This window comes from Chryseomicrobium aureum (genome assembly GCF_043182735.1).
In the GTDB taxonomy this organism is placed as follows: Bacteria; Bacillota; Bacilli; order Bacillales_A; family Planococcaceae; genus Chryseomicrobium; species Chryseomicrobium aureum.
The window spans coordinates 866,519-878,968 of sequence record NZ_CP171117.1 but is presented as its reverse complement, the minus strand read 5'-3'; the positions used below and the strand labels follow the sequence as shown (position 1 = coordinate 878,968).

Sequence of the window (12,450 nt, the reverse complement as noted above, 5' to 3'; positions counted from 1 at the left end):
CCTCCTAGCTACACTTATCGTAAAGAAAAAAGCAGCTCACGTAAAGTGAACTGCTTTTCATCACATTGGAATATAGCGAAGTGGATTCACTGAGTTTGCAGCCATACCATTCCAGCCACCAACATGAATTTCGAAGTGCAAGTGAGGTCCCGTTGAGTTCCCAGTGTTCCCTAAAGTACCAATCTGTTGACCTTTTCCTACAGATTGTCCAACGGATGCACCAATAGAGTCTAAGTGAGCGTATAAAGATGTAAATGTTTGGCCATCAATATTATGCGTAACCATTACAACATTTCCGTACGTGCTAAATGGAGCTGCATAGCTGACTACTCCAGCAGCTGCTGAAACAACTGGTGTACCGATGCTGTTGGCAAAGTCTACACCATAATGCATGCGTCCAGTGCCATAAATAGGATGTACTCGGTATCCATAACCAGAAGTAAGGCGTCCATTTACAGGTTTCGTCCAAGCTCCAGCTGACACTGCTGGCGCCGATACTGCTGGTGCTGTGTTACTAGATCCACCACCTGAATTTGCATTACGTGCTGCAGCTTCTTCACGTGCTTTGCGTTCAGCTGCTTCTTTACGGCGTTGTTCTTCAGCTTGTTGGCGAGCGATTTCTGCAATACGTTGCTGCTCGGCTACAATTTTATTTTTTGTTTCTTCACTTAAATTCGCAATTTCTTCATAATCTGTTTCCATAGCTTGTTGCTCATTTTTCAGCTTGTTTTGCTCTTCTTCAAGCTGGTCTAACAAATCGTTCATTTGCGCTTTTTGACCGTCTAGAGATTCTTTCAGTTTTAACAATTCCGCTTTTTGATCTTCTTGCTGCTGTAGTTTTTGTTCAACCAAAGCTTTTTCTTCTTCTAGTTGTTTTTTATCAGCTGCTTGATCACGAATGATTTGTCGGTCAGCTTCCATTAATGTATTAACAGCTGAGAAGCGGTCGATGAAATCAATAAATGAATTTGCTCCAAGCAGAACGTCCACGTAATTTACAGATCCCCCACTCAATTGAACCGCACGAATTCGATCGCGCAGAAGTGCATCACGCTCTTCGATTTTCTTTTCAAGTTCAACGATAGAAGCTCGCAGGTCTGCAATTTCGTTTTGTGTCACTTCAATTTCAGCGAGAACTTCCTCAATCTTTTTTTCAGTTTCTACAATTTCATCACTTAGCTTTTGGACTTTGTCCTCAATTGTTGAAATTTCGCTCGCTTTTTCTTGAATCTCTCCCTTTTTCTGTTCAATTGAAGAGTTCAATTCATTTTTCTGTTGCTCTAATTCTTGTTGTTGCTCTTTTAGTTCATCTAAATTTGCAGCGGAAACCGTTCCACTTGTAAATAGTAAGGTTGCAGCTGTAAGCCATGTTGCCATTTTCACTTTCCGAGACGTTGTCGACATGCGTTCATTTTCCCCTTTCTTTCACTGGTACGTTTTCTCTATACTTTTAAAAACTTACGAACAGACATAAAGCTTCCCCAAATACCAATCATAATTCCCATGACAAGAATCAAGCCATTCACTTGCAGTAAAAATGGCATTGGTGGAAGGAGTGTAATCAGTTCACTTTGCGCAAGTCTTGGTTGAAGCTCATTGTAAATTGCGTAGTAGGCTGTTGTTACAAGTGTCATCGGCAACAAAGCTCCCATAATTCCTAGCCACATCCCTTCGAACACAAAAGGAATGCGAATGAACCAGTTGGTCGCTCCAACTAATTTCATGATTTCTATATCACGGCGTCGTGCAACAATTGTGATGCGGATCGTATTCGAGATTAAGAACATTGCTGTAAATAGCAACCCTAAAATTAATACAAGTCCAACATTTCGACTAACGTCTAGTACCGCAAATAATCGTTCAATTTTTCCTTTACCGAACTCAACTCGTGAGACTTGATCCAATCGTTCAATTCGAGTAGCTACTGCTGCTGTTTCTGTTGGCGTTGCTGCTTTCACATAAAATACATCATGTAATGGATTGTCTTGTTCAAACAACTGAAGATCATTCCCGAAATCTTGTGCAAGCTTTACAAGCTCGTCTTCTTTCGTGGAGTAAACCACTTCTTGAACACCTAATGTATCAGCTATCTGTTGTTCTAGTTCCGTAATCTGTTGATCTTCTGCTGTAAGTTCTACAAACACTTTCATTTCAACATCATTTTCTAGATCGTCTGCTAGTTTGTTTAAGTTCATCATGATAACGACGAACACACCTACTAGGAGTAGTGTAACGGTTACAGCGCTTACAGAAGCAAATGTCATCCATCCGTTTCGTGCAATGCTTCGAAAACTTTCTTTCACGTGACGTCCGAATGTTCTAAATTTCATACCCGTAGTCTCCTTCTGCTTCATCTCGGGCAATCATTCCGCCTTCAACTGCAATGACACGGTGTTTGAGTGTGTTTACAATTTCTTTGTTGTGGGTAGCCATAATAATGGTCGTTCCCCGAGAATTAATTTCTTTGAAGATATTCATAATCTCCCAGGATGTATCCGGATCTAAGTTTCCGGTAGGCTCATCGGCAATGACAAGCTTTGGCCTGTTGACGATGGAGCGCGCAATTGAAATCCGTTGCTGTTCTCCACCTGACAATTCAGTAGGAAACATTCTAGCTTTATGCTTAAGTCCAACGAGGTCTAATACTTCCATAACTCGTTTGCGAATCACCTTTGGACTTTCTTCTATTACTTCTAATGCAAATGCAACATTTTCATACACATTCATACGAGGGAGTAATTTAAAGTCTTGGAAGACGACGCCAATCTGACGTCTTAAAAGAGGCACTTTCTTCGACTTTATTTTTGCTAAGTTGATGCCATTGATAATTATGTCACCACTTGTAGGCTTTTCCTCTCGGTACATCATTTTGATAAATGTAGATTTTCCCGCGCCACTTGGTCCAACTACATATACAAACTCTCCTTGTTTAATGTCTACTGTAATCCCGTTCGCTGCCACGATACCATTTGGATACTTCTTATAGACATCTTTCATTTGGATCATATTTCTAACCACCTATTTTGTATACTTCGTTAAGCGCAACAGGTTCATTATAACATCGAAAAAAAGTTTTAATGTTACAGGTATATTTCATTTTGCTAAAAAAGCGATGAAAGAGGTTTATCTTTTACCATGAAAAAAAGAGCTGATTTAGTTCAGCTCTTCAGTAGATTTTTTAGATTGCTTTGCAAAAATTTCTGCATCTACTATTAAGTTGAGTGTAGTGCAGGGGCTGACTCCAGTGGGATTCAAGTCGGAACGTGAGACCCCACAGGAGCCTGCGACGAGGAGGCTCACGCCGCGCCTTCGGAAAGCAGCCCCGGAATGGAACCCAACTTTTCAAGCGTGGCGTTCTCGACATCTAGAGTAATCGAGTTGCGCCTCCGAATGGAATCGAGTTGCGAACGCCAGAAACACGCTCCGGAATCAGCCGCACCCGCAAAGGCTGAAAAACGCCTTCACGGGCACGTCTGATTTCCTCGGAGTTTCTAGAGTGGCGTTCTCCACATCTAATACTATTTCATTTCCGCTAACCAAGCTGCTACTGCTTCCGCTTCAGCACCTTCAATAATTCCACCTGGCATCGCGCCTTTACCTTCAAGAATAACTGTTAAGATTTCAGCTTCACTTAATCGTGATCCAACATCATTAAGAGCTGGGAAGTTTCCTTGTCCTTCAAGATTGTTACCGTGACAACTAATACAACGCTGATTCACTACAGCCTCAGCATCTACATCTGCTACATTCCCAGAATCCGTAGGTGCAGATTCTTCTGTTGAATCTCCTCCACAAGCAGCAAGTAAAAATGCAGAAGTAATTGTCAAACTAAGAAGCAATTTTTTCATCCAAAACACTCCTTTTCTCTTTTCCTATAGTATACCAAAGTTAATACCGTTTAAAACCCTCACCAAGAACTTCATATGCATCCGAAACAATCACAAACGCTTTCGGATCTACAGTTCTTACGACTTGTTTCAGCTTTGTAAATTCTGTTTGATACACAACCACCATTAAGATGGGACGTGGTTCTTCCGTATAACCACCAATCCCCGTCATCTTTGTGACACCACGATTGACTTGTTGATAAATGGCTTCCTTCATAGCTTGTTCTTCAGACGTTATGATATGCACCATTTTCGATTGGCTGAACCCGAGTTGTATAATATCAATTGTTTTGGTAGTTGTGAAAAGACCAATCAGAGCATAAAGAGCCCGTTCAATATCAAATACCACTGCTGCTGAAATAACAATCAATCCATCAATGAGAAGGACACTGGTACCTAACGACAGGCCTGTGTATTTCGTGATAATCTGAGCTGCCAAATCCGTCCCACCAGTCGAAGCATTTCCTCTAAAGACAAGGCCGAGTCCTGTACCGACAGCAATTCCACCAAATAAGGCACCAAGGAGAGGATTCATAGTCCAAGCATCCCAACTTGAAGTAGCAAGTACCACTGCTGGCAAAGTGATAGTTCCGACAAATGATTTCACTCCAAAGTTTCTACCAAGAATGATTACACCCGCAATAAACAATGGAATGTTGAATGCGTATTGTACAATCCCTGGCTGCCATCCAAATAAAGAGTAGAGAATCGTACTGATACCACTTACCCCACCCGATGCAATCTGGTTTGGTAAGAGAAATACATTGAATCCAACCGCTACAATGGCTGCTCCAATAATAATAAAAATATAATCCCGGATTTCTCGGACGATTGGCGTTTCTTCTTTTCTAGGTTTTCTTTCCTTCATATAAGCACTTCGCCTTTCACACTCAGCTAATCCTTCTCAACTCGTAAAAATCCACTACGGTAGAGTATACCATAGTGGATGAGAATGCGTTATTGGATTTTTGATCGAAGATATGCGTGAATAAAGTTGTCCAGTTCTCCATCTATAACGGCATGAACATTTCCACTTTCTTCATTTGTTCGGTGATCTTTGACCATTGAATACGGATGGAATACGTACGAGCGAATCTGAGAACCCCATCCAATTTCTTTTTGTTCACCACGGATAGCAGCAAGTTCTGCTTCTTGTTCTTCAATCCGCAATTGATACAATTTCGACTTCAACATCTTCATTGCATGTTCACGGTTTTTAATCTGGGAGCGCTCCGTTTGGCATGTAACGACTGTGTTTGTTGGTAAGTGCGTGATACGAACAGCCGAGTCTGTCGTATTGATATGCTGTCCACCTGCTCCACTTGCACGGTACGTATCAATTTTTAAATCTTCCGTTCGAATGTCGATTTCAATTTCTTCATTGAATTCTGGCATCACATCTACGGAAACGAATGAGGTATGACGGCGACCTGAAGAATCAAAGGGTGAAATACGCACGAGACGATGTACACCTTTTTCCGCTTTTAAATAGCCATAAGCATTATGTCCTTTAATGAGAAGAGTTACGGACTTGATTCCCGCTTCGTCTCCAGGTAAATAATCAAGTGTCTCCACTTTGAATCCTCGTTTGTCTGCCCACCGTTGATACATGCGCAATAGCATAGAACCCCAGTCTTGTGACTCCGTTCCACCTGCTCCTGGGTGAAGTTCTAAAATCGCATTATTTCTATCATGTTCTTCGCTAAGTAGCATTTGGAGCTCAAAGTTTGCAAGTGCTGTTTGATGCTCTTTTAAACTACTCTCAAGATCTGCATGCAAGTCCTCGTCCGGTTCTTCTTTTAACAGTTCCACTGTCATTTCAAGATTTTCTTGATCGTCTACTAACGTATTGTATTGGTCAACAATTGCTTTTAATCCATTCAATTCATTGATTGTTTTTTGCGCATTTTGTGCGTCATCCCAGAAGTCTGGGAACGTCATAAGTTCATCCAGCTCTTGAATGCGTGCCTCTTTGTTTTCTAAGTCAAAGAGACCCCCTAAAGTCTTGGATTTTTTGCGTTGAGCGTTCGAGCTCTGCGCGTGCTGCTGATAATTCAATCATGGTAATTCCTCCGCTAATTAGCTAACTGCACCGTGACAGTTTTTATATTTTTTTCCACTTCCACATGGACATGGTTCGTTACGTCCGACTTCTGCGTCTTTTTTGATGGGTTGTTTTTTGACTGGCTTGCCATCATCTTTGGGATTAACAGCTTGCCCTTTTGCTACTTCTTCACGCTCAAGATTTTGTTGGATTTCTGCTTTCATTGCGTACTTCGCAACATCTTCTGAAACTGAGGCAACCATCGTTTCAAACATGGCAAATCCTTCATTTTGGTATTCACGAAGCGGATCCGTTTGTCCATAAGCACGTAAATGAATCCCTTGTCGCAACTGATCCATCGCATCGATATGATCAATCCATTTTGTATCAATCGAACGAAGTAAAATAACTTTCTCGAACTCACGCATACGTTCTTCCGTAAAGCGTTCTTCTTTTCCATTGTATTCTGCTGTAATCAGCTGTTTTAGCTCTTCACGAATCTGTTCGCGATCTTTTCCTTCAAAATTCAATTCTGCTTCAGATTCTTCAGGTAATAAAGTCGCTTTAATATAATCTGTCATGGCTTTTAAGTTCCACTCTGCAGGCTGTTCTGCAGTCGTGTGCACATCCACAGTACGATCGATGACTTCTTCAATCATTTTCTCAACGAGTGCACGCATGTTATCTGTTTCGAGCACTTCATTTCGCTCTTTGTAAATGATTTCACGTTGTTGACGAAGGACATCGTCGTATTGTAACAATCGCTTACGTGCATCGAAGTTATTTCCTTCCACACGCTTTTGAGCGGATTCTACTGCACGCGATACCATTTTTGACTGAATAGGTTGCGTATCATCTAGTCCTAAGCGAGTCATCATTGATTTCATATTGTCCGAACCGAATCGTCGCATCAATTCATCTTCTAATGACAAGTAGAATTGTGTAACTCCAGGGTCACCTTGACGACCAGATCGTCCACGTAATTGGTTATCAATACGTCGTGATTCATGACGCTCCGTTCCGATTACTGCAAGACCGCCAGTTTCTAATACACCTTCACCTAATTTAATATCCGTACCACGACCTGCCATGTTCGTAGCAATCGTTACTGCACCTTTTTTACCGGCATCGGCAATAATTTGCGCTTCACTTTCATGGTTTTTAGCATTCAAGATATTATGCGGAATTTTATGTTTTGTTAAAAGAGCAGAGATGATCTCTGACGTTTCAATTGCAACTGTACCAATCAAAACTGGTTGGCCATTTTTGTGTTTTTCAGCAATATCTGCTGCAGCTGCTTCAAACTTCCCTTTTGTAGACGCATAGATCAAATCCGCTCGATCGTCACGAATAATCGGTTTATTTGTAGGAATAACAACAACGTCCATATTGTAAATGTTACGGAACTCTTCTTCTTCTGTTTTCGCTGTACCTGTCATACCTGATAGCTTCTCATACATACGGAAGAAGTTCTGGAACGTGATTGTTGCCATCGTCATCGATTCATTTTGAATATCTAAGCCTTCTTTAGCTTCGATTGCTTGGTGAAGACCATCTGAGTAACGACGACCTTTCATCAAACGTCCGGTGAAGGAGTCAACAATAACAACCTCGTCTTCTTGAACAACGTAATCCACATCTTTATGCATAGAGACATGCGCTTTTAGAGACTGGTTCACAGCGTGGTTTAATCGTACATGCGTCAAATCAAATAGATTGTCGATCCCGAAAGATTTTTCGACCTTTTCAACACCTGTATCGGTTAATACTACACCCTTTGTCGATTCATCATAACTATAATCTTCTTCATTGCGAAGAAGGCGGACGACTGCATTGGCTTGTTTGTACAGCAAGGCCGCTTTCGATGCTTGTCCTGAAATGATAAGTGGTGTACGCGCTTCATCGATCAAAATAGAATCGACTTCATCGATTACAGCATAGTGAAGCGGACGCTGTACTTTCTCTTCTTTATAAAGGACCATATTGTCGCGTAAGTAGTCGAACCCTAATTCATTATTTGTTGAGTACGTGATGTCTGCTAAATAAGCCTCACGCTTTTCTGCTTTTGTTAATGCATTTGTATTTAAACCAACTGTTAACCCTAAGAAATTATACAGTTTACCCATTTCTTCTGCATCACGACTTGCTAAATATTCATTGACCGTTACAACGTGCACACCTTTGCCTGTCAAAGCATTTAAGTAAACAGACATTGTAGACGTTAATGTTTTCCCTTCCCCTGTCTTCATTTCGGAAATGTTGCCATCATTAAGAGCAGCAGCACCCATGATTTGTACGCGGAATGGATACATATTTAACACACGTCTAGAAGCTTCACGAACTACTGCAAATGCTTCCGGCAATAATTTATCGATTGTTTCGCCGTTTGTATAACGCTCTTTAAATTCAGTTGTCTTGGCTTTTAATTGATCATCGGATAACGATTCCATTTGAGAAGCTAGCGCTTCAACAGAATCAGCAATTTTTTCAAGTTTTTTAATTTCGCGTTTGTTTGGATCAAACACTTTATTCAATACACCTAACATGAAGGTCACTTCCTATTTCAGACTTATCTTTCATTTTACCACTTTTTGAAAAGCTTCATCAAGCGAAGCTACCGGTTTGCATAAAAAAAGCTCCTGCCGAGGCAGAAGCTTTACTGAATTAGTTTGTCTCGATCAATCCGTATTTCCCATCTTTACGTTTATACACAATATTTGTGCCATTTGATTCTGCATCCGTAAAGATAAAGAAGTTGTGACCAAGCATGTTCATTTGAAGGATTGCTTCTTCTTGATCCATCGGCTTTAAGTCAAACGTTTTCGTACGTACGATTGTGTAGTCTTCTTCTGCCGTTTCAGGTTCTGGAGCTAAAGCACCCTCAGTAGTAGCAAAATAACTGCCTACACCTTCACGCTCACGGAATTTACGATTTACTTTTGTTTTGTGTTTGCGAATCTGGCGCTCTAATTTATCTACAATTAAATCAATCGCTGCATACATATCTGTATGACGCTCTTCCGCACGAAGAGTTAGATTTTTCATAGGAATTGTGACTTCCACTTTCGTCTGTTTGTCGTTGTAAACTTTTAGGTTTACATTGGCTGTAGAATTCAGCTCTTCATTAAAGTAGCGATCAATTTTTTCGATTTTTGTTTCCACATATTCTCGAATTGCAGGAGTTACCTCGATATTTTCTCCACGGATGTTAAAGTTTAGCATGAAAACTCCTCCTTTATAATTGCTATACTACTTATTTCGACATCTTCTTCAAAATCCCTTCTTTTTCTTGAAAGAATTAAAAAAGATGACTTGTGAAGATTGTACACGTAATCCGCCTAATTATCCAATAATTCTGTAGGTTTCACTCAAGAAAAAATGACTACCATCAAATGGCAGTCATCTTAAAGTGTTTCGCTTCGTATTCCTTAATTTGCTTCTCGTACTGGAAAGTGAGGGAAATCTCATCCCAGCCATTGAGTAACATCTTTTTTTGGTAGGGATCGATTGAAAAATTATACATGACACCATCTGTCCCTAACAATTGTTGATTGGGTAGATCGACTGTCAAAGTGTAATACGGTTTTGCTAAAATTTCTTCCACTTCTGCTACCGGTAAACGAATCGGTAAAATACCATTCTTCATACAGTTGTTGTAGAAAATATCTGCAAAGCTTGGCGCAATAACGACTCGGAAACCATAATCACCAATGGCCCATGGCGCATGTTCTCGTGAAGACCCACAACCAAAATTCTCATGAGCAACAAGAATTCTAGAATCACTGTATGTTGGATCATTCAATACAAAACTTGGATTCTCTGCTCCATCTTCTTGATACCGCCAGTGATAAAACAAGTACTTTCCAAATCCTGTTCGTTCGATTCGCTTTAAGAATTCTTTCGAGATGATTTGGTCCGTGTCGACATTCTTTTTATTTAGCGGTGTGACGATACTCGCGATTAATTGAATAGGCTTCATACATCTCTCTCCTTTTAGACAAATGCCATTTCATACTTCCGGACATCCGTTAATTTTCCTTCGATGGCAGCAGCGGCAGCCATTGCTGGACTCATTAAATGTGTGCGGGACCCAGCACCTTGCCTGCCTTCAAAGTTTCGATTACTTGTAGAAGCACATCGCTCACCTGCAGGTACACTGTCATCATTCATTGCTAAACACATGGAGCATCCTGATTCTCGCCATTCAAAACCTGCATCTAAGAAAACCTTGTCTAAGCCAAGCTCTTCGGCCTGTTTTTTCGTTGTTTGGGAGCCCGGAACAATTAGAGCTCTCACACCTTTCGCCACTTGTCGTCCTTCCACTACTTTTGCCGCTTCCACCAGATCACTGAGACGCGCATTGGTGCATGAACCAATGAAAACATGTTGAATGGCAATGTCTTGAAGCGCTTGACCTTGTTCAAGACCCATATAATTTAAAGCTTGTTGTAACGCCACTTTGTCCGCTTCTGTTGGACAATCCGCAAGTGTTGGGATTGTGTGTTGAATGCCCGCCCCCATCGCTGGATTGGTTCCCCACGTTACAAATGGCGAGATTTCTTTCGCGTCAATCACATGTACCGTGTCATAACTTGCTTCTTTGTCGCTAGCTAGTGATAACCATTCTGCAGCGAATTGTTCAAAGTTTTCTTGAGGTGCATACCGTCTGCCACGCAGGAATTCGATAGTAGTAGCATCAGGTGAGATTAGACCAGCTTTTGCTCCTGCTTCAATCGACATATTGCAAATCGTCATACGTTCTTCCATCGTCATGTTCCGAATTGCTTCACCTGTATATTCAATGACATGGCCCGTTCCCATATCGATACCAAACTTTGCGATAATCGCTAAAATCACATCTTTTGCTGTCACACCAAATCCAAGTTCTCCTGTGACACGTACTTCCATCGTTTTAGGTTTTGCCTGCCAAAGTGTTTGAGTGGATAAAACGTGCTCCACTTCACTCGTTCCAATTCCAAAGGCAAGAGCGCCGAACGCACCATGAGTAGATGTATGAGAATCACCACAGACAATGGTTTTCCCCGGTTGTGTCAACCCGAGTTCAGGACCAATAATATGCACAATTCCCTGATCGGGATGATCCATGTTTGCCAGTTGGATTCCAAATTCCTCGCAATTTTTCTCGAGCGTTGTCATTTGTTTTTTAGCAACTACATCAGTAATCTGTTGACGATTGATAGTCGGCACATTATGATCCATTGTCGCAAAACAGAGATCTGGTCGTCGAACTGATCTTCCGGCCATACGAAGTCCCTCAAACGCTTGAGGAGATGTCACTTCGTGGATCAGGTGCAAATCGATATAGAGAAGATCTGGTTTTCCTTGCTCTTCGACTACGATATGGGTGTCCCAAATTTTTTCGATAATTGTTTTTGCCATATAAAGTGCCCCCAGTTATCCTGAAATGTACGAAAAACAAATGCTATCTGAGACAGATTCACTGTCCAATTCTTCTATCACTTTTGCTGTCCATTGCTCTGTTGAAAGAACTCTTCCTCCTTTTAAATCCGCTGTTGTGTATCCGTCTTTCAACACACGTTCTACAGCATCTTCAATCGCCTGAGCTTCTGCTGTCAGTCCAAACGACTGCTTCAAAAGCATCGCTGCAGATAGAATCGCTCCGGCAGGGTTTGCTTTTCCTTGTCCAGCAATATCTGGTGCGGAACCGTGAATCGGCTCATACACACCAAAGGAATCGTCACGTACACTAGCGGAAGGAAGCATACCGAGAGAGCCTGTAATCATAGAAGCTTCATCACTTAAAATATCACCAAACAGATTTTCAGTCACAATGACATCAAATGAAGATGGTTCTTTGATTAATTGCATCGCTGCGGCGTCTACTAACATGTGCTCGACCGTAACGTCCGGGTAACCTGTGCGCATTTCTTCTACTATTTCTCTCCAAAGCTTACTTGAAGCGAGTACATTTGCTTTATCAACAGATGTCAATTTACCGTTACGGCTACGTGCCAATTGAAACGCTGTCTCAACAATCCTCTCAATCTCTTTTCTTGTGTAAACGAGCGTATCGACCGCTGAGTCTTCTGTCTTTTTACGAGGTTCAGAGAAGTAAAGCCCTCCAGTCAGTTCACGAACGATTACAAAATCTGTGCCCTCTACAATTTCAGGTTTTAAAGGAGAAGCTTCTTGAAGCGCTTCATGCGCTTTGACAGGTCTTAAGTTTGCATAGAGATTAAACTGTTTACGAAGGGCTAATAAACTTTTTTCCGGTCGAACTTCAGGAGCTACCTGATCCCACTTCGGACCGCCTACGGACCCTAAAAGTACTGCATCTGATGCAGCACATACTTCAATCGTCTGATCCGGAAGTGGCTCACCTACCGCATCATAAGCGGCTCCTCCAATTGCTGCATAGTGGAATTCAAATTCATGATGAAACCGTTTGGCTGTAGCCTTCACTACGTCGACAGCCGCTTGCGTGACTTCTGGACCAATACCGTCCCCTGGTAATACAGCGATTCGTTTCTTCATATT

General features: G+C 41.5%; 11 protein-coding genes. All 11 read right to left on the bottom strand.

The features are described from left to right. Positions 1-60 precede the first annotated feature (60 nt). The gene (locus ACF3OH_RS04755; RefSeq protein ID WP_239584737.1) at positions 61-1,404 is read right to left on the bottom strand and encodes a murein hydrolase activator EnvC; all 1,344 of its coding nucleotides are present in this window, start codon (positions 1,402-1,404) and stop codon (positions 61-63) included. 38 nt (positions 1,405-1,442) lie between these two features. After that, positions 1,443-2,330: a permease-like cell division protein FtsX gene (ftsX, locus tag ACF3OH_RS04750; RefSeq protein ID WP_392456024.1), complete on the bottom strand. Its 888-nt coding sequence runs from the start codon at positions 2,328-2,330 to the stop codon at positions 1,443-1,445. Continuing rightward, positions 2,320-3,006: a cell division ATP-binding protein FtsE gene (gene ftsE / locus ACF3OH_RS04745; RefSeq protein WP_204588855.1), complete on the bottom strand. Its 687-nt coding sequence runs from the start codon at positions 3,004-3,006 to the stop codon at positions 2,320-2,322. The genes ftsX and ftsE overlap by 11 nt, the downstream gene beginning before the upstream one ends. Before the next feature lie 512 nt (positions 3,007-3,518). Continuing rightward, positions 3,519-3,848, bottom strand: coding sequence for a cytochrome c551 (cccB, locus tag ACF3OH_RS04740; protein ID WP_392456023.1), 330 nt, complete (start codon positions 3,846-3,848; stop codon positions 3,519-3,521). A gap of 40 nt (positions 3,849-3,888) precedes the next feature. Beyond that, positions 3,889-4,755 carry a YitT family protein gene (locus tag ACF3OH_RS04735; protein WP_204588853.1) on the bottom strand — a complete coding sequence of 289 codons (867 nt, stop codon included), beginning with the start codon at positions 4,753-4,755 and terminating at the stop codon, positions 3,889-3,891. An 89-nt stretch (positions 4,756-4,844) separates the two neighbouring features. After that, positions 4,845-5,946, bottom strand: a protein-coding gene (prfB, locus tag ACF3OH_RS04730; RefSeq protein WP_392456704.1) for a peptide chain release factor 2 whose coding sequence is annotated in 2 segments (ribosomal slippage) — positions 4,845-5,873 and positions 5,875-5,946 — 1,101 coding nt in all. Because the reading frame shifts where the segments join, the coding sequence is not laid out codon by codon here. 20 nt (positions 5,947-5,966) lie between these two features. Then, positions 5,967-8,477 carry a preprotein translocase subunit SecA gene (secA, locus tag ACF3OH_RS04725; RefSeq protein ID WP_204588852.1) on the bottom strand — a complete coding sequence of 837 codons (2,511 nt, stop codon included), beginning with the start codon at positions 8,475-8,477 and terminating at the stop codon, positions 5,967-5,969. Positions 8,478-8,595: 118 nt separating this feature from the next. Next, the gene (hpf, locus tag ACF3OH_RS04720) at positions 8,596-9,153 is read right to left on the bottom strand and encodes a ribosome hibernation-promoting factor, HPF/YfiA family (protein ID WP_204588851.1); all 558 of its coding nucleotides are present in this window, start codon (positions 9,151-9,153) and stop codon (positions 8,596-8,598) included. A gap of 166 nt (positions 9,154-9,319) precedes the next feature. Then, positions 9,320-9,910 carry a 3-isopropylmalate dehydratase small subunit gene (gene leuD, locus ACF3OH_RS04715; RefSeq protein WP_204588850.1) on the bottom strand — a complete coding sequence of 197 codons (591 nt, stop codon included), beginning with the start codon at positions 9,908-9,910 and terminating at the stop codon, positions 9,320-9,322. A 14-nt stretch (positions 9,911-9,924) separates the two neighbouring features. Then, a complete protein-coding gene (gene leuC / locus ACF3OH_RS04710) occupies positions 9,925-11,331 on the bottom strand; it encodes a 3-isopropylmalate dehydratase large subunit (protein WP_204588849.1) in 1,407 nt (468 codons plus the stop codon). 15 nt (positions 11,332-11,346) lie between these two features. Then, the gene (gene leuB / locus ACF3OH_RS04705; protein WP_392456022.1) at positions 11,347-12,447 is read right to left on the bottom strand and encodes a 3-isopropylmalate dehydrogenase; all 1,101 of its coding nucleotides are present in this window, start codon (positions 12,445-12,447) and stop codon (positions 11,347-11,349) included. Between the last annotated feature and the right edge of the window lie 3 nt (positions 12,448-12,450).

Bases quoted from the DNA above. Each gene is read 5' to 3' on its own strand.
- ACF3OH_RS04755 (WP_239584737.1), bottom strand. From the start codon at position 1,404: ATGTCGACAACGTCTCGGAAAGTGAAAATGGCAACATGGCTTACAGCT.
- hpf (WP_204588851.1), bottom strand. From the start codon at position 9,153: ATGCTAAACTTTAACATCCGTGGAGAAAATATCGAGGTAACTCCTGCA.
- leuC (WP_204588849.1), bottom strand. From the start codon at position 11,331: ATGGCAAAAACAATTATCGAAAAAATTTGGGACACCCATATCGTAGTC.
- secA (WP_204588852.1), bottom strand. From the start codon at position 8,477: ATGTTAGGTGTATTGAATAAAGTGTTTGATCCAAACAAACGCGAAATT.
- leuB (WP_392456022.1), bottom strand. From the start codon at position 12,447: ATGAAGAAACGAATCGCTGTATTACCAGGGGACGGTATTGGTCCAGAA.
- cccB (WP_392456023.1), bottom strand. From the start codon at position 3,848: ATGAAAAAATTGCTTCTTAGTTTGACAATTACTTCTGCATTTTTACTT.
- ftsX (WP_392456024.1), bottom strand. From the start codon at position 2,330: ATGAAATTTAGAACATTCGGACGTCACGTGAAAGAAAGTTTTCGAAGC.
- ACF3OH_RS04735 (WP_204588853.1), bottom strand. From the start codon at position 4,755: ATGAAGGAAAGAAAACCTAGAAAAGAAGAAACGCCAATCGTCCGAGAA.
- ftsE (WP_204588855.1), bottom strand. From the start codon at position 3,006: ATGATCCAAATGAAAGATGTCTATAAGAAGTATCCAAATGGTATCGTG.
- leuD (WP_204588850.1), bottom strand. From the start codon at position 9,910: ATGAAGCCTATTCAATTAATCGCGAGTATCGTCACACCGCTAAATAAA.